Source organism: Sorangium sp. So ce375 (assembly GCF_051473855.1).
Lineage (GTDB): Bacteria > Myxococcota_A > Polyangia > Polyangiales > Polyangiaceae > Sorangium.
Genome location: NZ_CP150335.1, coordinates 11,768,199 through 11,790,759 on the forward strand (window position 1 = coordinate 11,768,199; position 22,561 = coordinate 11,790,759).

The following is a 22,561-nucleotide window of genomic DNA, read 5'->3' on the forward strand; positions in this document are numbered from 1 at the left end:
GGCGCGGGAGCATCGGGATCGAATATGGCCGCGAAGAGCACGACGAGGAGCGAGGGGGGGAAGGTTCGGCGCGTGATCGTCGTCGGGGGCGGGCTCGCCGGCCTGATGACGGTGATCAAGCTGTGCGAGGCGAAGGTCCCCGTCGACCTGATCTCCCTCGTGCCGGTGAAGCGCTCGCACTCCGTGTGCGCGCAGGGCGGCATCAACGCCTCGGTGAACACGAAGGGCGAGGGCGACAGCCCCCAGGTTCACCTCGAGGAGACGGCGTACGGCGGCGACTTCCTCGCGAACCAGCCGCCCGTCAAGGGGATGGCCGAGGCCGCGCCGGGCATCGTGAACATGCTCGATCGCATGGGCGTGCCGTTCAACCGGACGCCCGAGGGCCTGCTCGACTTCCGCCGCTTCGGCGGCACGCTGTACCACCGCACAGCGTTCGCCGGCGCGACGACGGGGCAGCAGCTGCTCTACGCGCTCGACGAGCAGGTGCGGCGGTTCGAGCTCGCCGACGTGACCGACGAGCACGGCGTGGCGATCCCGGGCGAGAAGATGGTCCGGAAGTTCGAGTTCTGGGACTTCCTCGAGGCGATCCTCGACGACTCCGGCACGTGCGTGGGCTGCGTCGCGCAGGACCTGAAATCGATGCAGATCCGCGCGTTCACGGGCGACGCGGTCGTGCTCGCGACGGGCGGCTGCGGCATCGTGTTCGGCCGCTCCACGCTGAGCGTCATCTGCACGGGGACGGCGGCGTCGGCGGTCTACCAGCAGGGCGCGGTGTACGCGAACGGCGAGTTCATCCAGGTGCACCCGACGGCGATCCCCGGCGCCGACAAGCTGCGGCTCATCTCGGAGAGCGCGCGCGGCGAGGGCGGCCGCGTCTGGGTGCCGAAGGACAAGACCGACGCGCGGAGCCCGCGGGACATCCCCGAGAAGGAGCGCGACTACCTGCTCGAGCGGATGTACCCCGGCTACGGCAACCTCGTCCCCCGCGACATCGCCGCGCGCGCGATCTTCAAGACGTGCTTCCACGAGGGGCGCGGCATCTGGAACGCCGCGACGGGCCGGAACGAGAACGAGGTCTACCTCGACCTGACGCACAAGGACGAGAAGTTCCTCCGGTCGAAGCTCGCGGGCATCCTCGAGATCTACGAGAAGTTCGCGGGCACGGACCCGTACAAGAACCCGATGAAGGTCTTCCCTGCGGTCCATTACTCGATGGGCGGCCTGTGGGTCGACTACGAGGCCGACGCGCGGGGCTCGCTCAAGGCGGGGTCGCCGCGCAACCACGCGACGAGCATCCCGGGCCTCTACGCGGTGGGCGAGGTGGACTACCAGTACCACGGGGCCAACCGGCTCGGCGCCAACTCGCTGCTCTCGTGCATCTACGGCGGCATGGTGTGCGGGCCTGCGGTCGCGACCTATCAGCGGAGCATCAAGCGGAGCGCGCTCGACCTGCCGCGCTCGATCTTCGACAAGGCCGAGAAGCGCGCGGAGGCGAGCTACCAGCGCATCCTGACGCAGAACCAGGACGCGAAGCAGCCGGAGAACGCGTACCGGCTGCACCAGGAGCTCGGCGAGACGATGCTGCGCGACTGCACGATCGAGCGCGACAACGCGGCGCTCGACCGGGTGCTCGAGAAGATCGGCGAGCTCGAGGAGCGGGCGGGGCGGATCAAGTGTACGGACACGGCCCCGCGGGTGAACCAGGGCGCGCAGTTCGTGCGTCACCTCGAGAACATGCTCGTGCTCGCGCGGGTCATCGCGCAGGGCGCGAGGAACCGCGACGAGTCGCGCGGGGCGCACTACAAGCCGGCGTTCCCGGCGCGGAACGACGCCTCGTGGCTGCGCACGACGCTGGCGCGCCACGAGGAGAAGGGCGCGGTGAAGTTCGTCCGCGAGTTCGACTACGCGTGCGCCGGCCAGTCGATCCACGTGACGGACGCGGTGGACACGTCGCTCGTGACGCCGCGGGAGCGCAAGTACGAGCAGGCGGGCGCGGCGAGCGCAGCGAGCGCCGCCAACGTCGCAAACGTCCAGACCACGACGGGCAAGCTGTCGCAGAAGAGCGTGTAGGATGGCCAAGGCGAGCGGAGACGAGGCGAACGGGGCGGCGGCGCCGGCGCAGCCGAAGGGCGAGGGCCGGCTCGTGCACCTGCGGGTGCGGCGGCAGGACACCGCGGACCGGACGGAGTCGCGGCGCTGGGAGGAGTTCAAGGTCCCCTACCTGCCGCAGATGAACGTGATCAGCGCGCTGCAGCAGATCCAGAGGGATCCGCGGACCGTGGACGGCAAGGAGGTGGCTCCTGTCGTCTGGGAGGCGGTGTGTCTGGAGGAGGTGTGCGGCTCCTGCACGATGGTGATCAACGGTCGAGTCCGTCAGGCCTGCTCGGCGCTCATCGATCAGATCGCGCCGAAGGGCGAGGTGATCACGCTGGAGCCGATGTCCAAGTTCCCGCTCGTGCGCGACCTGCTCGTCGACCGGAGCCGGATGTTCGAGGACATGAAGCGCGTGCGCGCGTGGATTGACATCGACGGCACGCACGAGCTCGGCCCCGGCCCGCGCGAGTCGCCGGAGCGGCAGCAGGAGCGATATCCGCTCTCCCGCTGCATGACGTGCGGCTGCTGCGTCGAGGCGTGCCCGCAGTACAACGACGGGACGAAGTTCGTCGGCGCCTTCGCCATCAACCTGGTGCGGCTCTACAACATGCACCCTTCGGGGGCGATGCACGAGGGAGAGCGCCTGGAGTCGGTGATGAGCGAGGGCGGGATCACCGATTGCGGCAAGTCGCAGAACTGCGTCGAGGTGTGCCCGAAGGAGATCCCGCTCGTCGACTCGCTCGCCTCCGTCGCGCGCGACACGACGAAGCGGATGCTGTTCGGCTGGCTGCTGAAGTAGGCCCGCTTTACGGAAAGGGCGACCCGTTGCCAAACCCGAGCCCGTTCCCGAGCCCCATCTGCAACGGGTCCGGCGCGCGCGGCCGCGCCAGCTTGCCAAGGCGCATGCCGATCACGTGTGTGATCAGCGTGCAGGCCTGGTGCGCCCGCGCCGTCGCCTCGCATCCGATCCAGGTGCCGAGCGGCTCCCGCTCGCCGTCCTCGGCGTAGCGGATCACCGCGCCGCCCTCGGCCACCGTGATCCAGGCGTTCGCCTGGCGCGGCAGCGAGGCGTGCAGCACGCCGACCTGGCCCAGCGGGTCGTCGTTCGGGCCCATGACCCGGCCGTCCGGCTCGAGCAGCGCCACAGGCTCGGCCTCCAGGCCGAACACGCGCCCGCCGCGATCGACGCTGAGCTGGTGCTCGCCGTTCACGAGGATCTTGCCGTCCGGCATGACGTCGATCGTGAGGTCGGCGAGCGCCCAGCGCGCGCGGGGGATGTCGAGCAGCGCGCCGCCGCGGACCCAGTCGGCAGGAGGCACCGGGGCGCACGCCGCGAGCAGCGAGAGCGGCACGACGAGAGCGAGGCGTCGCATGCGCCGAGCATACCGCAAGGAGGCGCGGCGCGTCGGCCGGCGGGCCAGGGCGGCCTGCTCGTTCTGGAGGATGGGGCTTGTTCCGGAGGCTGGAAGCGCGGCGTTTCGGGCAGCGGGCCGGGGCGGCCCTACACCTTCTCGGTGCCGGTCGTGCCGAGCAGCCCTGTCGGCTTCACAAGGAGCACCCCGATCAGCACCGCGAACACAAGGACGTCCTGCAGGCCGGAGTAGGGCGTGAGCTTCGTCATCTCTCCGATGACCCCGATCAGCATGCCCCCGAGCATGGCGCCCGTGATGTTGCCGATGCCGCCGATGACCGCCGCCACGAACGCGCGGTTGCCGATCACCACGCCCATCGTGGGGTACACCTGCGACTGATCGAGGCAGTAGAGCACCGCACCCACCGCCGCGAGCATCGAGCCCGTGAGGAAGGTGAGCGCGATGATGCGGCTCGTGCGGACGCCCATCAGCCGGGCGGCCTCGACGTTCACGCTGAGCGCGCGCATCGCCTTGCCCGTCCAGGTGCGCCGCACGAGCAGCTCCAGGCCGATCATCACGAGGATCGAGGTGACGAAGATCACCTGACGCGTGTGCTCGATCGGCAGGAGCTGCGGATAGCCGCGGTAGCGCGCGGTGAAGAGGAGCTGCGCCAGGTTCTGGAGGAGCACGCTCATCCCGAGCGCCGTCACGAGCGGCGTGATCCGGGTGTTCGCGAGGCCCCGCCCCCGGGAGCGCAGCGGCGCATAAGCCACCTTCTCCACGAGGACCCCGAGGACGCCCGCGAAGGCCATCGCGCCGAGGGTGCCGGCCACGCCCGCGAACAGCGGCGCGCTGTCGCCGCCGAACGCCGCGATCCCGAAGAGCCCCGCGAAGGCGCCCATCATGAAGATCTCGCTGTGAGCGAAGTTGATGAGCTTGAGGATGCCGTAAACCATCGTGTAGCCGAGGGCGACCAGCGCGATCATCGACCCCTGGGCGAGCCCCGTGATCAGGGCATTCACGATCTTCTCCATGGAGACCTCTTCACCGCACGTTTCGCACGTTCCGCATATCCGGCGAGCGCGCGGGTACAACCGCTACTGCTTCGCAGCCTTCTCGTTGACCGTTGCGTAGTAAGTAAACTGCTTGTCCTTGATCCGGACGATCACGACCGGCTTGTCCGCGTTGCGCTCCGCATCGATGGTGATGACGCCCGTCGCGCCCTGGAACCCCTTTGTGTCCTGGATGGCCGCCCGGATGTCGTCCGGCGTCATCTCCTTCGCGCGGCCCATCGCGTCGGCGAGCAGCCTGGCCGCGTCATAGCCCTGGGCCGCGATGCTCGACGGCGTGCGGTTGTACCGATCCTTGTACTTCTTCACGAAGGCCTGCGAGTTGGGCCACGGGACGTCGGGCGCGTAGTGGTTCGTGAAGTACGCGCCGTCGAGCTCGTCCGCGGCGTCGCGCAGCAGCTCGTTCGCGTCCCACCCGTCGCTGCCGACGAACATGCTCCCCGGGACGCCCGCGGCCTTGGCCTGCCGCGCGACCGGGGCCATGCTCGTGTAGTAGATCGGCGCGTAGATCATCTCGGGGTTCGCCGATTTGAGCTCGTTGATGTACGTCGTGAAGTTTGTCTCCTTCTTGAGGAAGCTCTTCTCCATGACGATCTCGCCGCCTAGTCGCTTCACCTCGTCGCGGAACTCCTTGGCGAGGCCCGACGAGTAGAGGTCGTCGGAGGCGAAGAAGAGCCCCACCTTCTTCTTGCCGAGCGTGTTCACGATGAACTGCGCGCCCATCTGGCCCTGCACGTCGTCCGTGAAGCAGGCGCGGAACACGAACGGGCCGACCTTCGTCACGTCCGGGTTCGTGGAGGACGGCGAGATCATCGGCACCTTCTTCTTGTTGGCGACGATGCCGCCGGCGCGCGACCGCGACGAGGCGACCTCGCCGAGGAGGGCCAGCACGTGATCCCGATCGATGAGCTGGAGGACCTTGTTCGTCGCCTCCTCGGGCTTCGACTTGTTGTCCTCGTAAAGGACGTGGATGGGCTTGCCCTTGACCCCACCGGCCTTGTTGACCTCGTCGATCGCGAGATCGATACCCTCCTTCGAGTCGACGCCGAACGCCGTCTCCTCGCCCGAGAGGCTGAAGTAAGCGCCGACCTTCCACTCGGCGTCATCCTGGGCGTGCTTGGCCGCGTCGCCGGCCGAACCCTCGCTCTTCTTGTCGCAACCGAGCGTCATCGCGCTGAGCGCGAGCGCCCCGGCGATCATCCCCACCAAACCCCGTCGTCCGAGCATGTCGTCGTCCTCCCTGTCGCCGGGCTGCCTCGCGTGGGAGTCGCCCGCGGTGGCCATGGCCGCCCACGCAGCGGCTCAGAGCGCGTGTACTCATCGCGTCTACCATTGTCTACGCGGCACGTCAGCACCGTCCGGCCGCCGCGCGGTCGGCATGGAGCACTTTAAGTATTCGATTTTCCACGGATTCCACCGGCCGAGCCCGACGTCGCGCCGCGTCGACGTCGCGCGTCGCGGTGAGGCGCGGCACACCGACGCGGGGCGCGCGGCGGCTGGCCGACGCGGTGCGCATGAGGGCTAGCCAACGACGGGCGGCTAACCGACGCGGCGCGCGTGGACGAAGTGCTCGACGTTCCCCTTCGGCCCGCGCACCGCGCTGTCGACCTGGCCGACGACCGTGAAGCCCGCGGCCTCGATGGCCTGGCGCGCGTCGGCGATCGCCCCGAGGCGGGTCGCCTCGTCGCGGATGACGCCGCGGCCGCGGGCGGCGGCCTCGCGGCCCGCCTCGAACTGCGGCTTGATCAGCGCGACAAGGTCCCCCGACGGGCGGAGCAGGCGGGCGATCGCGTCGATGAGCCGCGAGATGCTGATGAACGACGCGTCGACGACGACGAGATCGATGGGGACGTCGAAGTCCTCCCGCTGGAGCTCGCGGGCGTTGACCCGATCGCGCACCTCGACGCGCGGATCGGCGCGGAGCTTGGCGGCGAGCTGGCCGTAGCCGACGTCGACGGCGAACACCCGCGCCGCGCCCCGCTGGAGCAGGCAGTCGGTGAAGCCGCCGGTCGAGGCGCCCACGTCGACGCAGGTCTTGCCGGCGACGTCGAGGCCGTGCGCCGTGAACGCCGCGAGCGCGCTCTCGAGCTTGTCGCCGCCGCGCGAGACGAACCGGGGGCCCGAGGCGACGTGGACCTCGGCGTCCTCCGGGAGCAGCGTGCCCGGCTTGTCGATGCGGCGCGGCCCGGAGGTGACCTTGCCGGCCATGATCAGCGCCTGCGCCTCGGTCCGCGAGCCGGCGAGCTTCCGGGCGACGAGCAGGGCGTCGGCGCGCACGCGGGTCATGGCGCCGTCCGGGGCAGGGGGGTCGCGAGGCCCGCGCCGCTGCCCGGGGAGGGAGGGAGGGCCGCGGCGTCGGAGAGCGCCAGCGACTCGCCGTGGAGCGCCCGCGCGACGGTCGCGAGGCCGTCGCCGATGCGCGGGCCCGGGCGCAGCGCGACGTCGATGTTCAGCGGGCGCAGGCGCCCCTCGCGCACGGCGCGCAGGGATCTCCAGCCGGGCGCGTCCCTGAGCACCGCCAGCCTGGAGGGGCCGTGCGCCTCGGCGTCGTTGGACGTGCCGTCGAGAAGGACATCGGGATCCAGCGCGAGCAGCTGCTCGACGCTGATCGACGGGTAAGCGCCGCCGCGGGTGATCACGTTCTCGCCGCCGGCCATCCGGATGAGCTCATCGACGAAGCTGCCGGGGCCCGCGACGAAGACGGGCGAGGTGTCGAACAGCAGGGCGGCCCGGACGCGCGGCGCGCCCTTCACGGCCTGCTCGACCGCGAGGCGCCGGGCGCGGATCCGGCCGATCGCCTGCTCGGCGCCGGGCGCCGCGTCGAGCCGCCGCCCGAGCTCCATGAGCATGTCCTCGATCTGCGCGAGCGACTCGGTCTCGGGGAAGAACGTCGCGATGCCGTGCCCGCGCAGCGTCTCGTCGAGCGCGGGCCCCGCGGGGCCGCGGGCGCCGACGACGAGGGTCGGCGAGAGCGCGATGATCGCCTCGATGCTCGGATCAGCGTAGCCGCCGACGCTGGGGAGGCGGAGCACCTCGGGCGGGTGGTCGCAGTGGCGGGAGCGGCCGACGAGGGCCGCGCCGGCGCCGATCGCGAAGACCGCCTCCGTGGTGCTGGGCGACAGGGAGACGACCCGCGCTCCCGTCGCGCGCGCCGGGGCGGCGCGCCCGCACGCCGCGAGCCCGAGCGCCGCGAGCGCGGCGAGCGCGGCCCGCCGCGAGAGCGCGTGGTCCGGAGCGCCCGGCAGGAGCGCAGGCCCCGGAGAAGCCGGCAGGAGCGCGCGGCCGGCGGCGCTCCGCGTGGAAGGGCGCCGATCGTCAGCCAAGCTGCTCCCGGCCGCGGCGCCGTCGCAGGCCCGCGAGAGCGCCCAGGCTCGCCGCCCCGAGCACCCAGGGGACCGGCTGCGTCGGATCGGGCCGCGGGTTGGCGCTGCTACAGGAGCCGCTCCACGCTTCGTCCTCGGACGGCTCGGGGACCTTCGCGCAGACGCCGAGCTCGTCGTTGCAGCTGTAGCCGCCAGGGCACGCCGCGGCCTCGCTGCAGGGCCGCGTGCAGTAGCTGTCGAGGCACGCGTTCGCAGGGCACTGCTCCGGCTGCCAGCACGCGGCGCCGACCTCCGCCGAATAGACGGGATCGGTGGGGTAGCCGGTCGCCCAGGAGGGCGCCTCGTATCCTCCGGCACGGGCGGCACGCACGGTCGTCTCCTTAATCCATTCCGCCCAGCGGTACACATAGCCGTAGATCGGGTACTCGCAGCCCGCGGCCCCGCGCGAGGTCACGCCGATCACGCGCTGCATCAGATCGAGGCTGGGTCCGCCCGAGTCGCCCTCGCAGATGCCGGTGTCTCCGACCCACTCCGTCGCCTTCACCAAGGACGACGGGCAGCCGTCGGCCACGCAGTCGATGAACAGCCTGTCGCGGCGCCGCCGCAGGCCCGCGCCGGCGCTCTCGTCGTTCGTCGCTCCGAAGCCGACCGCGTAGTACTCCTCCCCCTCTTGGAGGGGGAGGTCGACGCGCGGCACGAGCGGGACGGCCTCGCTCTCCGGGATCGGCTCGGCCAGGATCAGGATCGCCTGATCGTTGCCGCAGAACTCGTCCGTCTCCCCGCCGGGGAGCAGCACGATCTCGCTGCCGGCGTAGTAACGCGCGAACGTGCCGATCTCCGCGTCGGTCGTCACGAAGATCCGCCGCGCCAGGTGCGTGTCCGTGAACCTCGTGGATCGACAGGTGATCTGGCCGTTGAGCTCATTGGCCATGTCCGACACGCAGTGGCGCGCGGTCAGCACCACGTTCGGGGCGATCAGGCTACCGGTGCAGATCGCGCCGATCTCTTCGTTGTAGATGCCCACGACAGCCCTGTCGTCGTTGTCGAGATATCCGTCCTGAATGGCGTCCCGCGCCTCGCCGATCGGGTCAGTGGGCTCGTCCCATGCCGAGCTGCACGCTGTCGCAGCGAGTCCCAGGGCGAGAATCAAGGTGACTCTGGGCAAGCAAAAGGACATCGAGAGCCTCCAAATGCTGCAATGTCTGCGCGTGCCGCGGGGCGCCGCAACGAGCGGAAGATTCTAGAGGCGAAGTCGCGGTCATGCACGCGTACCGGGTGCGATGACCGACTCGGCTCGTTGCTTTCACTACACAAGAGAGAGCTCTTGCAGGATTCGCGCGGTGCGCCGGCGCGCCCGGCGCCGCCATGGCGGCGCCAGGGACACGGCGCTCGCTCCGGCGTGAAATGCCGCGGGAATGCGCGCGGCCCGGGGTTTGCGGGGCGGTGCGGCCGTGATCGATCCCGTCCTGCTCTTCGGGCTCGCGCTCGCCGCGGGCGCGCCGCTCGCCCTCTCTCCGCTGGCCACGGCGCTCGGCGCCGCGCTCGCCGCGGCGGCGCTCCGCCGCCGGGCCGGCCGCGCCGCGCTCGCCGCCGCCGGGGTGGCGCTCGTCGTGAGCGGCCTCCGCGCCCGCGCGCTGCTCGACGGCGCGGGCGCCGCCTACGATGGCGCCCTCGCGCTGCTGCACCCGCCGGCGCGCTGCGAGGTGGCGGGCGCCGTCGTGAGCTCGCCGGTCGTGGTCGGGGCGGCGCAGCAGCGCTCGGCCGACCCGCGCGCGGCGCCGGACGCGGGCGAGGCGCCGGAGCCGCCGGCCTCGCGCATCGACGTGGAGCTCTCCTCGGGGACGTGCGGCGGACGAGCGCTGCCGGGGCCGCTCCGCGCGCGCCTCTACGGCGCGCCGCTGGATCTCGCGCGGGGCGACCGGATCGAGGTCGCCGTGGACCTCGCGCCGATCCACCTGTTCCGGAACGAAGGGCTCCGGGACGCGAGCGCCGCGATCGCGCGGAGCGGGATCGTCGCGAGCGGAACGATCGTCGAGGCGCGGCGGACGTCGGAGGGGCGCTCGATCGGCGCTGCCGTCGACCGCGCGCGCGCCTTCGTGCGCGGGCGCATCGAGGCGACGTTCCACCCCGACGCCGTGGCGCTCGGGCGCGCGCTCGTGCTCGGCGAGACCGACCTCGCGCCCGAGGACCAGCAGGCCTTCCGCGAGAGCGGCCTCGCGCACCTGCTCGCGGTCTCGGGGACGCACCTCGTCCTCGCGGTGGCGGGCTTCGCCGCGGCGCTCCGCGCGATCCTCGTCCGCGTCGGGCCGATCGCCGCCCGGTGGGACGCGGGCCGCATCACCGCGGCGCTGTGCGTGCCGGCCGCGTGGCTCTACGCCGACTTCGCCGGCGGCGGCGGCTCGGCGATGCGCGCCGCGGCGATGCTCAGCTGCGCGATGGGCGCCCGCCTCCTGGGCCTCCGCCCGGTGGGCGTCCGCTGCTTCGCCCTGTCGCTCGCGGGCGCCGCCGCCGTGGATCCGCTCGTCGCGTGTGATCTCTCGTTCGGCCTGTCCGCCGCGGCGACCGCCGGGCTGCTCTGGCTGCAGCGGCCGCTCGCCGCGCTGCTCGTGCCCTCCCCGGGGGAGCGCGGCGACGGCGGCGCCGAGGGCGGGCCGGGCGGGTCGTCGCCGCGGGAGCTCGCGCGCAAGGTCCTCGCGCCCCTCGCGACGACGCTCGCCGCCATGTTCGGGTGCGCGCCGCTGCTGCTCATGAACAGCGAGACGTTCCCGCTGCTCGGCGTGGCGGCGAACGTGGTCGCCGCGCCGATCGGCGAGCTGGCGGCGCTCCCGTTCTGCCTCGCGCACGCGGTGCTCTCGTGGGCGCCGCCGGTCGAGCGCGGGTGCGCGCTCGTCGGGTCGGGCGCGCTGCTCGCGGTGCGCGCCGTGGCCCGCGCCTCGGCGGAGACCGGCGTCGTGCTGCGCCTGCCCGAGCCGTCGCCCGCCCAGCTGGCCGCGCTCGCCGCCGCGATCGCGCTCGCGTGGGCCGCGGACCGCCGTGGCCGCCGGCTGGCCGCGCTCGCCGTCGGCGCCGCCGCGTGGCTGCTGCTCGAGGGCATCGCCTCGCGCGCGGGCGCGCCGCGCGGCGTGCTGCGCGTCAACGTCCTCGACGTGGGGCAAGGCGACGCCCTCCTGATCGACCTCCCCGAGGGCGGCGCGATGCTCGTCGACGCCGGCGGGTTCGTGGGCAGCCCCGTCGATACGGGCGCGCGCGTCCTCCGGCCGCTGCTGCGATCGCGCCGCCGCGTGCGCCTCGACGCCGTCGTCCTCTCGCACCCGCACCCGGATCACTTCGGCGGCCTGCCCGCCACGGTGGAGGGCGTCGAGGTCGGCGAGCTCTGGGACACGGGCCAGGGCGAGGCCGAGGGCGCGGGCCCGGTCTACCGGAAGCTCCTGTCGGATCTGCGCCGGCGCGGCGTGCCCATCGTGCGGCCCGCCTCGCTCTGCGGCAGGCCGCGGGTCCTCTCGGGGGCGACCATCGAGGTGCTCGCGCCGTGCCCGGAGCTCCACCCCGACCGGGGCGCCAACGACAACTCCTTCATCCTGCGCATCAGCTACGGGGCTCGCTCCGCGCTGCTCGTGGGCGACGCGGAGCACGAGGCCGAGGACGCGCTCGTGGCGCGCTACGGCGCCGCGCTCCGGGCCGATCTGCTCAAGGTGGGGCACCACGGCAGCCGGACCTCGACCGGCGCGGCGCTCCTCGCGGCCGTCGACCCCTCGATCGCCGCCGTTTCCTGCGGCGTCCGCAACCGCTTCGGGCACCCGAGCCCCGAGGTGCTCTCCCGCCTCTCGGCCGGCGGCGTCGCGATCGCGCGCACGGACCGCGGCGGCGCCCTGACCTGGGAGACCGACGGCGAGCGCGTCCTCTGGTCCCGCCCGGGCGAGCCGCCGCGCCCGGCTCCCGGACCCCGCCGCGCGGGTGTGGCCGCCGGACACGACCCGGAGAACGGCGCGCCGTGAGCTGGAAAAAATCCCCGCTCCGGGCGGCTGTCAGCTGGCCTCCCATCCTTGCGCCTGGACGTCCCCTGAGCGACGCTGGAGCCGATGTCTCGTAGCGCGATGACGACCACCATCCGCCGCCGCCTCGCGGGGGAGGTCGGTCGTATCGACAAGCAGGCGCCCTTCCGCGTCGCGCTGTCTTACCCCTCGCCGTACCGGGCTGGAATGAGCTCGCTCGGCTTCCTCCAGATCTACAAGACCATCCAGGCCGAGCCCGGGATGGCGTGCGAGCGGGCCTTCCTGCCGGACGACGAGGGCCAGGGCTCGGACGGCCCTCCGGTCACGTACGAGGGGCTCCGCCCCATCTCCGATTTCCCGGTCATCGCGCTCTCGGTGGCCTACGAGCTCGAGCTCGCCGGGGTCGTCCGCCTGCTCGAGCTGGCGGGGATCCCTCCGCTCCGGGAGGAGCGCTCCTACCGCGACCCGTTCGTCCTCGCGGGCGGGCCGCTCACGTTCTCGAACCCGCTGCCGCTCGCCGTGTTCGCCGACGCGATCATCATGGGCGAGGCGGACACCCTGGCCGTGGAGGCGCTCCGCGTGCTGCGGGACGCCCCGTCGCGCGAGGCGGCGCTCGACGCGCTCGCGGGCCTCCCTCACGTCTTCGTCCCCGCGCGCCACGGCGCGGAGATGCCCCCGGTCGCGCGGTGCGACGACGCGCTCCTCCCCGCCTGGTCGCCGATCCGCGCCGAGGAGACGGAGCTCTCGAACATGTTCCTCATCGAGGCGGAGCGGGGCTGCTCGCGCGGGTGCACCTACTGCGTGATGCGCCGCTCGACAAACGGCGGCATGCGCATCGTCCCGAAGGAGCGCCTGCTCGGGCTCGTCCCCGAGGACGCGCGGCGCGTCGGCCTCGTCGGCGCCGCGGTCAGCGACCACCCGAAGATCGTCGAGGTGGTCCGGACGCTCGCCGAGCGGGGCTGCGAGGTCGGGCTGAGCAGCCTCCGGCCCGACAGGCTGACCGACGAGTTCGTCGGCGCGCTGCGGCTCGCTGGCTACAAGACGCTCACGACGGCGATGGACGGCACGAGCGAGCGGGTCCGCGAGACGCTCGAGCGGCGCGCGCGGCCCAGGCACCTCCAGCGGGCCGCAGAGCTCGCGCGGCAGCACGGGATGAACCGGCTCAAGCTGTACCTGATGGTGGGCGTCCCCGGCGAGACCGACGCCGACGTCGACGAGTGCGTCGCGTTCGTCACGGAGCTGTCCCGGATCGTGCCGGTCGCGCTCGGGATCGCGCCGTTTTGCCCGAAGCGCAACACGCCGCTCCACGGCGCGCGCTTCGCTGGGATCGACGTCGTGAACAAGCGGCTCGACCGGCTCCGCCGCGGGCTGCGCGGCCGCGCGGACGTGCGGGCCACGAGCGCGCGCTGGGCGTGGGTCGAGGCGGTGCTCGCCGCCGGCGGCGAGGCCGAGGGGCGCGCCGTGCTGCAGGCGGTGCACGCGGGCGGCTCGTTCCGCGACTACGAGCGCGCGTTCGAGAAGATCAAGCGGCCGGAGCCGCCGCGCCAGAAGAGCCTGCCGCTGCTCGCGGCGGGGTGAGCGGGGCGGCAGCCCGGCCCGGAGGACGCCACGTGACGATGAAGTCGCTGACCCTCTTCACGCGCGAGCGCTGCCACCTCTGCGAGGAGGCCCACGCGGCGCTCGAGCGCGTGCGCGCCCGGCTGCCGTTCGAGCTCGCCGTCGTCGACCTCGACCGGGAGGCCGGCCCGGAGAAGCGAGCGCTGTACGACTGGGAGGTCCCCGTGGTCGAGCTCGATGGGCGGAAGATCATGAAGTACCGCGTCGACGAGCGGCGGCTCGAGCGGCTGCTCTCCGGGCCGGAGTGAGGCCGGAGTGAGGCCGGAGTGAGGCCGCGCGTCGGCGGGGCGTTTCGGCGCGCTTTCGCCCTGCGCCGCGCTACGCTATGCGAATCCCCGTGAAGTGGACGTCGATCGCGCAGATCGCCTTCATCCTCGTCGCTGCCGTCGCGGTCTACGGCTTCGTGCACGCGGCGCAGAACGACCAGCGCACCACCGGCTGCGAGGCCATCTGCGCCCTGCGCCCGGCGTACGCCGGCCGGAACCGGCTCGCGCCGGACTTCGAGCTGCCGGACATGAACGGCAAGCCCGTCCGGCTGTCGTCCTTCCGGGGCAAGACGGTCTTCCTGAACTTCTGGACCAAGACCTGCGCTCCGTGCCTGCAGGAGATGCCGGCGCTCGCGGAGCTCGGCCGGATCGCTCAGTCGCGGAAGGACATCGTCGTCCTCACGGTCTCGACCGACGAGGGGCCGGACGACGTGCGCGACGCGCTCAAGGTGGCCCTGAACGGGGACCCGCCGTTCCCGGTCCTCTTCGACCCGGAGTCCAAGGTCGTGATGGACCAGTACGGCACGCAGCTCTACCCGGAGACGTGGATCATCGACCCGAACGGGATCATCCGGGCCCGCTTCGACGGCGCCCGGGACTGGTCGAGCAGCCTGGCCCTCGAGGTGGGCGAGATGGTCTCGCGCTGGGGCAGCTGCCCGGCCGACATCTACAAGAGCAAGCCGCGCGCCGGGGCCGTCGACGTCTGCGCCGACGATTCCTGAAGGGCTCTCCGGCGCGCGGGTGATCGGGCCAGGCGCGCGGGGCGTACAGGGCGCGCTCGCCGCTTGGCGCATTCGCGAAAGATCGTTATGTGAGTCACCCATCATGACCGCCCGGAGGCCGACGTCGCCGACAGCGCACCCGCCGCAGACGCCCGCAACGGTCGAGGGGGGCGACGGGAGCGCCTCGGACGAGCGGGTCGCGGCGGCGCGGCAGGCGCTGCTCGAGGGGGTGGGCGCCGAGATCGCCGCGTCGTTCCCCGGCATCACCCGGCTGGGGGGGCAGGTCGTGGCGGCGCTCTACCTGGCGGACGAGCCGCGCTCGATGGATGAGCTGAGCCAGGAACTCGGCCGCTCCAAGAGCAACATCTTCGCGAACCTGCGCGGCCTCGAGGCGGCCGGGATCATCGAGCGCCGGCGGGAGTCGGGCGCGCGGCACGACTCGTTCGCGCTGCGCGGCAAGTACCCCGACGTGATCGTCGGCGCCTACCTCGGCCGCCTGCGCCGCGTGGTGCAGGACAAGCGCGCCCTCGCGCGGCGCGCCCTCGCGCTGCTCGGCGACGCGCAGGGCGCGGAGGCCGACGCGATGCGCTCGCGGCTCGACGACCTGTCGCGCAAGTACGACCTGTTCGCCGACCTGATGGAGCAGCTCCTGCCGTCGATCGACGGCCCGGTCGATCTCGAGCGGCTGATCGCGCAGGTGCCCGAGGCGATGGTCCGCTCCCTGAACGCGGCGGCCCGCGTCGCCTGGGCGGCGGGCGACGCGATCAGCCGCCTGAGCGGCCGATCGGGGCGCAAGAAGTAGCGGCGGGCCGCGTCACCCGCGCGGCGGGCAGTCCCGCATCTCGATGAGGATGCCGGTCGAGGTCTCGATCCGGTGCATCAGGTTCACCTCCCGGGTCACGGGGGACGGCGTGATCGGGTTGGGCGCGGCGCCCACGATCATCGGGCGGTCGGGGTCGCCGTCGACGAAGACCATCAGCACCTCGATGCCGGGCTTGAGCGGGAAGTGGATCCCGTAGTTCGGCCCGGCGTGCGCCTGGATCATCCGCACGAGCCGCGAGGGGAACGCGCGCGACGCGGGATCCCCTGCGTCGAAGTGGAAGCGCACCCGGTAGCGCCCCTGCTCGTCGATGGGCGAGACCTCCCCGATCTCGCCGTCCGGGAGCGGCTCCACGAGCGCCGTCACCACCCCGTGGATCTTCGGCCGCGGCGCCGTCCGCGGCGGGCGGTAGGCCTGCTCGGCGCGCACGAGGCGCGCGCGGTTGACGTACTCCTGCTCGCCGCCGCCGCTGCCCTCGATGGCCACCGGCTGCACCGCGCGGTGCTCGACCTCGACGGCCAGGAACCGCTCGCCGTCGAGCCGCGGGTGGCCATCGAGCGCGAAGACGGCCCCCGGGATCAGCCGGAGCTCGTCGCTCTGGCACTCGAAATAGCGGCTGGACGAGGCGCGCTCCTCCGCGCGGATCTGCGCCAGCCGCTGGCCCTCCTCCGGCGTCTTGTGGTGGGCGCCGTACTCGACCACCCCGCCCCCGAGGCCCGCCGGCGACTCGTGCGCCGCCGTCATGTCGAGCCTTGGCGTCCGGTAGTTGTACTCCTGCATCACGTACGTCGCGGGGAAGGCCCTGGCCTGCTCCTTGAGCTCGAACATGTCGCGCCGCTCGCCCCGCGGCCGGAACACCACCTCGTCGCCCCCCGGCAGCGGCTGGAAGCCCCTCTGCTCGTCGGTGAACACCATCACGTCGCGGCCCGACCCGTGCTCGAAGAAGAACGAGATCCCGAGGTGCTCGGCGAGCCGCGAGATGAAGGCCAGATCCGTCTCCTTGTACTGGACGATCATCTCCCGAGCCGGGTGATCGCGGTAGAGGCGCATCACCACGTCCTCGGGCCCGAGCCCGATCATCGCGAGCTTCTGCTGGATGAGCTCCGGCACGCTGATGTCGAGGAAGACCTGCTGGAGCTCCACGAGCGTCGCGCGGAACGCCCGCGGCACGAGCCGGAGCCGGTAGGAGCGGAAGGCGGCCTCCGTCTCGTGGCGGTCCTCCACCTCGGCGATCATGCCGTAGACGGTGCGCTCCTCCGCGCCCTGGACCTCGAACACGAGCGACGCCGTCGCCCCGAGCACCTGCTCGATCGAGAGCTCGGCGCCGTCGCTGCACACGACGTCGATGTCGTACGAGAAGAGCTGGCCGATGGCCTCTTTGCCGTGCACCCCGCGAACCCGGGTGAGGTCGCAGGAGAAATCGTCGGAGTCGAGCCGCAGGATCGGCGCCTGCCGTGCCCGGTCCCGGAGCGCGGCCTTCGCCGCTTGGAGCGCTTCCACCGGCGCCCCGCGCGCGGCGTAGAGCGCCGATCCCGCTGCGCCGAGCTCGCGGGACGGCAGGTGATCGGCCGCGTGAGGGCTGCCCTGGGACGGCGGGAGCCCCCGCGGCCCTCCGGCGCTCGCGCCCGGCTGCTGCTGCGGCGCATCCCGCGGTCCTCGGAGGATCGCGCCCGGCTGCTGCGGCGGCGCTTCCCGCGGCCCTCCGAGGGTCGCGTGCGGTGGCGAGAGAGGCAGCCCCCGCGGTCCTCCGGCGCTCGCTCGCGCCGGAGCCGCGAGGATGCCTCCGTCGTCCGGATGCGGCGCCGGGGGGGCGTCCTCCACCGGCTCGGCCGCCTCCTCCGCGCTCGCAGGGCACGCCGCGCGCGCGATCGGCTCGTCGCACGGGGGGCCTGCGTCGGGGGCCTCGTGGGGGCGCGCGACAGCGGACGCCGCAGCGGACGCCGCGCCCACCGTCACGGCGCTCTTCGCGTGGTGCGCCGTCGCAGCCGCGTGCTCGCCGCACGGCTGGGCTGCGCTCGGCTCGCTGCACCTCAGGGATTGCGTCGGCTCTCGGTTCATCGTCGCGCCTCCTCCGCGGCTCGCCTGGTACTGTACCTGACGCGGAGGCACACATGGGTACGCGCGAGGGTGAGGGGATCAACGGGAAATACCTCCTCATCGAGGTCCCCAATTTCAACGATGCAGCGTCCGAGGCCGAGGCGATGGGCTCGTATCTGCGCCTCGGCGCGGTCAAGGACCCGAGCCTCGCCGCCAACCCGAACGCGCCGAGGGCGACCGGCGAGGACCTCGCCTCCCGGGTCACCGAGTTCATCGACGACACCCGCAAGCGCGACGGCTGCCCCGCGTTCATCCCCGAGGCCGAGCGGCAGGCCGAGACCGCGAAGCTCCACACAAAGGGTGGCTGGCGCGACCACTCCGACGGCAACCGCATCACCACCACGCGCGGCGACAAGGTCGAGGTCATCAGGGGCAATTACCGCATGCTCGTCCTCGGCCGGCAGGAGGACACCGCCGGCTGGGACGTCTCCGGCGGCCATATCCAGGACGCCACCGATCTCTGGACCGCCGCCACCACGATCGAATGGGTCCAGAACTACAACGGCACCTGGAAGGTCACCGAGAAGACCGAGAAGGGCGACGTCGACACCACCTATCACGGCGACACGTTCGATCGATTCTACGGCAACAAGCAAACAAGCATCACCGGCTCCGAGGCCCCCACGGCCGAGCGACCGAACCCCACCTGCCTGAGCTCCACCTGGGCGCAGCGGATCGAGTCGTACACCGGCTCAGCGGCCTGCCCGGTGCCGCTGATCTCCGACGAGACCTGGGCCGGGCAGATCGCCAGCAAGACGAACGCGATCTCGATCAGCGACGAGACCACCGCGCAGACCATCTCCAGCACCACGAACGCGACGTCGATCAGCGACGAGACCACGGCGAGCACCGTGTCCAGCACGACGACCGCCTCGCTCGTCTCGGACACCACCATCGGCGAGGTCCAGTCGGTGACCGTCGGCAATATCAGCGACGTCACCGTCGGCAACACGGCGTCGATCACCGTCGGCGCCACCGAGGAGGTCACGATCGGCGGCCTTGTCGAGCTGACGATCGCGGCCCTGCTCGAGGTCTCGCTCACGGCGGGGGTCTCGATCAACATGGGCCCCAAGGCCGAGCTCAACCTGACAAACCGGCAGGAGCTCTCCCAGTTCCGCACCAACGTGAAGAACATCTGCTCGAGCGTCTCGTCGGCCGAGTCGGTGAGCACCGGGGCATACAACCTGATGTCCGGCGTCATCAACCTGTTCTGATGCAGATCCGGAACCTCACGCCCTTCCCCTTCGGCGCCAAGGTCTGCTCGCGGAGGCCGCCGCAGCCCGAGGTGGTCCTCGTCGTCCGCGGCCGCTTCTCGCTCCGCCTGGGCGAGCCGCTCGCGCCGCTCGAGGGCCAGCTCGCGCAGGGGGCGCTGACCGCCGCGACCTTCGAGGGAGGCGACGGCGAGCGCGACGGTGAGTGTACGTACCCCGGCGATTTCGCCGACTGGAAGCCGGCCGCGGATCTCCTGCTCCGCGGCGCGTGCCACCCGCCTCCCGGCGATCCGCAGCGCGAGCACCCCGTGGGGTTCGCGGTCGGGAGCTGGTCGAAATCGCTGCTCGTCCCGGCGCCGCGCGAGGGCCGCCAGGTGCCCGCGCCCTTCGGGCCGATCCACCCGGATTCGCCCGAGCACCGCCGGATGCTCGGCAACGAGTACGGCCCCTCGTACCGGAAGACGCGCGCTCCCTGGTACGCCGAGGACTTCGACTGGGCCTATTTCCAGGCCGCCCCGCCGGATCAGCGCCTCGCCGGCCACCTGCGCGGCGACGAGGAGGTCACGCTCCTGAGCCTCCACCCCGCCGCGCAGACCGCGTCGTTCCGCCTGCCGGGCCTCCGGATCCGCGCGGTCGTCGAGGACGCCCAGGGCCGCGTGCAGGACGCGCGCATGAGCCTCGACACCCTCTTCGTCGAGCCGGACGCGGGCCTCGTGACCCTGACCTGGCGCGGCCACGCCGAGGTGGCCGAGGACGATCTCGCCGACGTGCGCGCCGTCGTCATCGCGGCCGAGCCGCTGGACGCCGCGCCGCTGCCGCTCGACCACTACCGGGAGAAGCTCGCACAGCTCGCCCGCGATCCGCGCGGCCTCGAGGATCTCCCGCCGGAGATGCGCGACGCCTACGACCTCGTCCGCGACGGCGCGCCGCGGACGCCGCGCGCCGTCGCAGACGAGGAGGATCCGGTATCGAAGCTCCTCGCCGACCGGCTAGGCGACCTCCACGCGCCGGACCAGGACCGCGTGCGGCAGCTCGTCGCGAAGCTTCGGGACCTGCGCACCCCCGAGGGCGTCGACCTCGAGCGCACCCTCGCGCAGGCGCTCGCGCGGCTCCCGGCGCAGCGGCAGGCCGCGTACCTCCCGGCCACGCCCGCGGGCGCGCCGCGCGTCCCGATGGGCGGCGCGCTCGACGCGCTCGTCGCGCGCGTCGAGAAGCTCCGGCGGGACGCGGCCGCGCGTGGGACGGAGCTCCAGGGCGTCGACCGCCTCGACGAGCTGCTCCGCGATCCCCGCCTCCGCGAGATCGTCCCCGGCTACCGGCTCCCGGGGGAGGCCGCGGCGCCGCCGCCCGAGCCCGGCCCCGGCGTCGACCTCTCGGGGCGGGATCTCTCGGGGCAGGACCTCTCGGGCCGCGACCTCTCCGGGGCGAAGCTCTCCGGCGCGCTCCTGTCGGGCGTGAACCTCTCGGGCGCGAACCTCTCGAACGCGGATCTCTCGCGCGCCGTGCTGTTCGAGGCGAACCTCGAGGGCGCCGATCTCTCGGGCGCCGACCTCTCCCAGGCGAACCTCACCGGCGCGCGCGCCGCCGGCGCCGATCTGCGCGGCGCGACGCTCGACCAGGCCGTCTTCACGCGCGCCGATCTCGCCCGCGCCCGCCTCGCCAGGGCGCGCGGGCGCGGCGCGCTGCTCGACGAGGCCGACCTGCGCGAGATCGACGGGGAGGAGCTCCACCTCGACGGCGCCGTGCTCCAGGGGGCGAAGCTCGATCGCGCCTCTTTGCGGGGCGCGGCCCTCATCGGGTGCATGTGCGCGGGATCCTCCGCGACGGGCGCGGATCTCACGGGCGCGTCCCTGCCGCGCACGAGCTTCGCCGACGCCGATCTCGAGCGCGCGACGCTCGTGGAAGCGCGCGGCGAGGGCGCAGCGCTGCTCCGGGCGAAGCTCGACGGCGCCGACCTCCGGTACGCCTCGCTCCCGCGGGCGCACCTCTCCTGGGCTTCGGCCCGGGGCGCGCGCTTCGCGTGCGCCGTCCTGCGCGGGAGCCGGTTCTACCGCGCCTCGCTGGAGCGCGCCGATCTCGCGCAGGCCGACCTCTTCGGCGCCGACCTCTGCAAGGCGCGCCTCGACGGCGCCTCCTTCGCCGGGGCCAGCCTCTACGGCGCCCGCCTCGAGGGCGCGAGCGCCGCCGGCTGCGACTTCAAGGGGGCGAACCTGCGGCGCTCCAGCCTGGAGGGCGTGTGAAGAGCGTCGAGGAGCTGCTCGAGCGCCTCCGCGCCGGCGCGCCGCTCCGCGGCGCCCGCATCGACGGCCTCGACCTCTCGGGCCGGGATCTCACGAACGTCGATCTGGGCCGCGTCAGGTTCCTCCGCACCAACCTGCGCGGCGCGCAGCTCGCGGGGAGCGCGCTCTCGGGCGCGCACTTCGTCGAGTGCGACCTCCGCGACGCGGACCTCGCGGGCTGCGCGCTCGACGGCGCGCTCGTGCTCGGCTCGAACCTCGAGGGCGCGCGCCTCCCCGGCGCGAGGCTCGCGCACGCAAAGCTCTCGTACCAGCGCCTCGCCCGCGCGGATCTCTCCGGCGCGACGCTCGCCGAGGTCGAGGCGGTGGGCTCGGACTGGTCCGGCGCGCGGCTCGTCGGCGCGACCCTCGAGGGCTCGCGCCTCGACCTCGCGAACCTCGAGGGCGCGGATCTCACGGAGGCCCGTATCACGCGCGCCTCCTTCACCCGCGCCAACCTCCGCCGCGCGCGCCTCGCCCGCGCCCGCGTCGAGGCCGGCGCCTTCGTGGGGGCCGATCTCGGCGGTGCGGACCTCGACGGCGCGGAGCTCGATCGCGCGGTCTTCGTCAGGGCCGACCTTCGCGGCGCGCGTTTCCCGAGGCGGATGCACGGCGTGGTCCTCGACGAGGCAAAGCTCGGCCGGCCCGAGCTCGCGGGCAAGGACCTCGCCGGGACGGACCTCACGGGCGCGGATCTCTCCGGCCTCGACCTCACGGGCGCGGACCTCTCGCTCTGCTCGCTGCGCGGCGCGGATCTCCGGGGCGCGAGCCTCCGCGGCGCCCGGCTCGAGCGCTCGATCCTCTCGGACTGCGATCTCACCGGCGCGGACCTCCGCGGCGCGAGCCTCCTCGGCTGCGATCTCTCGCGCTCGATCCTCCGCGGCGTGGACCTCTCGGGCCGCGATCTGGAGTCGGTGATCCTCATCGAGGCCGATCTCGAGGGGGCCGATCTCACGGCCGCGCGCCTCGTCCGCTGCATCCTCGACCGCGCGCGGCTCTCGCGCGCGAACCTCACGCGCGCGGTGCTCCAGCAGGCGCTCCTCCGCGGGGCCGCGCTGGAGGGCGCCGTGCTCGGCAAGACGATCTTCGATCGCGTCGACTTCACCGGCGTGGATCTCCGCGCCGTCTCCTTCGCCGGCCTCACGGTGCATCGCTGCGCCTTCATGGAGGCGAACCTCGAGCGGATGAGCCTCCGCGACTGCGATTTCATGGGCAGCGATTTCTCGAAGGCGAACCTTCGCGGCGCCGATCTCGAGGGATCGATCCTGACGCAGGCCAGGCTCCGCGAGGCCGCGCTGGACGGCGCGAGCCTGCCCGGGGTCGTGGCGAAGGCCGCCTATTTCGGCGGCGCCTCGCTGCGCGGGGCGAAGCTCTCTCGGGCGATGCTCCGGTACGCCACGTTCACCCGGGCGGACCTCGACCGCGCGAACCTCGCCGCCGCGGATCTGCGGGACGCCATGCTCGATCAGGCCGAGGCCCGCGGCGCGCTCTTCCTGTCCGCGCGCCTCGAGCGCGCCAATCTGTCGCACGCGCGGGTCGAGGAGGCCGACTTCAGCGAGGCCGATCTCGGCGGCGCCAACCTGCACGCCCTCCACGACAAGGGCGCGCGCTTCTCCGGCGCGAGGCTGCTCGGCGCGCGCCGGACGGACGTCGATCGGCTGGAGGCGGAGGCGTACACGCCCCCGCGGCCGCCGCGATAACAGCGGGGGGAAGGAGCGGAC

General features: G+C 73.0%; 17 protein-coding genes. 10 read left to right on the forward strand and 7 right to left on the reverse strand.

Features of this window, described 5'->3' with window-relative positions; genetic code table 11:
- Positions 1-24 precede the first annotated feature (24 nt).
- Together sdhA and sdhB are read left to right on the forward strand one after the other, a co-directional pair.
- Complete coding sequence (gene sdhA, locus WME90_RS43755; RefSeq protein ID WP_437278034.1) at positions 25-2,070, forward strand: succinate dehydrogenase flavoprotein subunit; 2,046 nt, start codon at positions 25-27, stop codon at positions 2,068-2,070.
- Between the two features lies 1 nt (position 2,071).
- Complete coding sequence (sdhB, locus tag WME90_RS43760) at positions 2,072-2,893, forward strand: succinate dehydrogenase iron-sulfur subunit (RefSeq protein WP_437278035.1); 822 nt, start codon at positions 2,072-2,074, stop codon at positions 2,891-2,893.
- Between the two features lie 7 nt (positions 2,894-2,900).
- Here the strand turns inward: sdhB and WME90_RS43765 are convergent, their stop codons facing one another.
- The 6 genes from WME90_RS43765 to WME90_RS43790 all read right to left on the reverse strand — a co-directional run bounded on the left by WME90_RS43765 (position 2,901) and on the right by WME90_RS43790 (position 9,016).
- Positions 2,901-3,467 (reverse strand): hypothetical protein, encoded by a 567-nt coding sequence (locus tag WME90_RS43765; protein WP_437278036.1) that lies wholly within the window; start codon positions 3,465-3,467, stop codon positions 2,901-2,903.
- Positions 3,468-3,595: 128 nt separating this feature from the next.
- On the reverse strand, positions 3,596-4,480 hold the full coding sequence (locus WME90_RS43770; RefSeq protein ID WP_437278037.1) for a branched-chain amino acid ABC transporter permease: 885 nt from the start codon (positions 4,478-4,480) through the stop codon (positions 3,596-3,598).
- A gap of 63 nt (positions 4,481-4,543) precedes the next feature.
- Positions 4,544-5,743: an ABC transporter substrate-binding protein gene (locus WME90_RS43775; RefSeq protein WP_437278038.1), complete on the reverse strand. Its 1,200-nt coding sequence runs from the start codon at positions 5,741-5,743 to the stop codon at positions 4,544-4,546.
- A gap of 312 nt (positions 5,744-6,055) precedes the next feature.
- Complete coding sequence (locus WME90_RS43780; protein ID WP_437278039.1) at positions 6,056-6,802, reverse strand: TlyA family RNA methyltransferase; 747 nt, start codon at positions 6,800-6,802, stop codon at positions 6,056-6,058.
- Positions 6,799-7,839 carry an ABC transporter substrate-binding protein gene (locus WME90_RS43785; protein WP_437278040.1) on the reverse strand — a complete coding sequence of 347 codons (1,041 nt, stop codon included), beginning with the start codon at positions 7,837-7,839 and terminating at the stop codon, positions 6,799-6,801. The genes WME90_RS43780 and WME90_RS43785 overlap by 4 nt, the downstream gene beginning before the upstream one ends.
- A complete protein-coding gene (locus WME90_RS43790) occupies positions 7,832-9,016 on the reverse strand; it encodes a trypsin-like serine protease (RefSeq protein ID WP_437278041.1) in 1,185 nt (394 codons plus the stop codon). The genes WME90_RS43785 and WME90_RS43790 overlap by 8 nt, the downstream gene beginning before the upstream one ends.
- A 274-nt stretch (positions 9,017-9,290) precedes the next feature.
- Between WME90_RS43790 and WME90_RS43795 the strand changes: the two genes are divergently transcribed.
- The 5 genes from WME90_RS43795 (at position 9,291) to WME90_RS43815 (ending at position 15,238) form a co-directional block, all read left to right on the forward strand.
- Complete coding sequence (locus WME90_RS43795) at positions 9,291-11,834, forward strand: DNA internalization-related competence protein ComEC/Rec2 (protein ID WP_437278042.1); 2,544 nt, start codon at positions 9,291-9,293, stop codon at positions 11,832-11,834.
- Positions 11,835-11,918: 84 nt separating this feature from the next.
- Entirely contained in the window at positions 11,919-13,409 is a 1,491-nt protein-coding gene (locus WME90_RS43800) for a B12-binding domain-containing radical SAM protein (RefSeq protein WP_437278043.1), read from the forward strand.
- A gap of 38 nt (positions 13,410-13,447) precedes the next feature.
- The gene (locus WME90_RS43805) at positions 13,448-13,696 is read left to right on the forward strand and encodes a glutaredoxin family protein (protein WP_437278044.1); all 249 of its coding nucleotides are present in this window, start codon (positions 13,448-13,450) and stop codon (positions 13,694-13,696) included.
- An 89-nt stretch (positions 13,697-13,785) separates the two neighbouring features.
- Positions 13,786-14,436, forward strand: a complete 651-nt coding sequence (locus tag WME90_RS43810) for a TlpA family protein disulfide reductase (protein WP_437278045.1) — start codon at positions 13,786-13,788, stop codon at positions 14,434-14,436.
- A gap of 103 nt (positions 14,437-14,539) precedes the next feature.
- Positions 14,540-15,238, forward strand: coding sequence for a GbsR/MarR family transcriptional regulator (locus tag WME90_RS43815; RefSeq protein ID WP_437278046.1), 699 nt, complete (start codon positions 14,540-14,542; stop codon positions 15,236-15,238).
- Between the two features lie 12 nt (positions 15,239-15,250).
- Here the strand turns inward: WME90_RS43815 and tssI are convergent, their stop codons facing one another.
- Positions 15,251-17,314 carry a type VI secretion system tip protein TssI/VgrG gene (tssI, locus tag WME90_RS43820; RefSeq protein ID WP_437278047.1) on the reverse strand — a complete coding sequence of 688 codons (2,064 nt, stop codon included), beginning with the start codon at positions 17,312-17,314 and terminating at the stop codon, positions 15,251-15,253.
- A gap of 53 nt (positions 17,315-17,367) precedes the next feature.
- Here tssI and WME90_RS43825 point away from each other — a divergent pair, with 53 nt between their 5' ends.
- The 3 genes from WME90_RS43825 to WME90_RS43835 are packed head-to-tail and all read left to right on the forward strand — an operon-like array spanning position 17,368 to position 22,540.
- A complete protein-coding gene (locus WME90_RS43825) occupies positions 17,368-18,567 on the forward strand; it encodes a hypothetical protein (protein ID WP_437278048.1) in 1,200 nt (399 codons plus the stop codon).
- A complete protein-coding gene (locus WME90_RS43830) occupies positions 18,567-20,804 on the forward strand; it encodes a DUF2169 family type VI secretion system accessory protein (RefSeq protein WP_437278049.1) in 2,238 nt (745 codons plus the stop codon). Before WME90_RS43825 ends, WME90_RS43830 begins: the two co-directional genes overlap by 1 nt.
- A complete protein-coding gene (locus WME90_RS43835; RefSeq protein WP_437278050.1) occupies positions 20,801-22,540 on the forward strand; it encodes a pentapeptide repeat-containing protein in 1,740 nt (579 codons plus the stop codon). Before WME90_RS43830 ends, WME90_RS43835 begins: the two co-directional genes overlap by 4 nt.
- Positions 22,541-22,561: the final 21 nt, after the last annotated feature.

Bases quoted from the DNA above. Each gene is read 5' to 3' on its own strand.
- sdhA (WP_437278034.1), top strand. From the start codon at position 25: ATGGCCGCGAAGAGCACGACGAGGAGCGAGGGGGGGAAGGTTCGGCGC.
- sdhB (WP_437278035.1), top strand. From the start codon at position 2,072: ATGGCCAAGGCGAGCGGAGACGAGGCGAACGGGGCGGCGGCGCCGGCG.
- WME90_RS43765 (WP_437278036.1), bottom strand. From the start codon at position 3,467: ATGCGACGCCTCGCTCTCGTCGTGCCGCTCTCGCTGCTCGCGGCGTGC.
- WME90_RS43770 (WP_437278037.1), bottom strand. From the start codon at position 4,480: ATGGAGAAGATCGTGAATGCCCTGATCACGGGGCTCGCCCAGGGGTCG.
- WME90_RS43775 (WP_437278038.1), bottom strand. From the start codon at position 5,743: ATGCTCGGACGACGGGGTTTGGTGGGGATGATCGCCGGGGCGCTCGCG.
- WME90_RS43780 (WP_437278039.1), bottom strand. From the start codon at position 6,802: ATGACCCGCGTGCGCGCCGACGCCCTGCTCGTCGCCCGGAAGCTCGCC.
- WME90_RS43790 (WP_437278041.1), bottom strand. From the start codon at position 9,016: ATGTCCTTTTGCTTGCCCAGAGTCACCTTGATTCTCGCCCTGGGACTC.
- WME90_RS43800 (WP_437278043.1), top strand. From the start codon at position 11,919: ATGTCTCGTAGCGCGATGACGACCACCATCCGCCGCCGCCTCGCGGGG.
- WME90_RS43805 (WP_437278044.1), top strand. From the start codon at position 13,448: ATGAAGTCGCTGACCCTCTTCACGCGCGAGCGCTGCCACCTCTGCGAG.
- WME90_RS43815 (WP_437278046.1), top strand. From the start codon at position 14,540: ATGACCGCCCGGAGGCCGACGTCGCCGACAGCGCACCCGCCGCAGACG.
- tssI (WP_437278047.1), bottom strand. From the start codon at position 17,314: ATGAACCGAGAGCCGACGCAATCCCTGAGGTGCAGCGAGCCGAGCGCA.
- WME90_RS43825 (WP_437278048.1), top strand. From the start codon at position 17,368: ATGGGTACGCGCGAGGGTGAGGGGATCAACGGGAAATACCTCCTCATC.
- WME90_RS43830 (WP_437278049.1), top strand. From the start codon at position 18,567: ATGCAGATCCGGAACCTCACGCCCTTCCCCTTCGGCGCCAAGGTCTGC.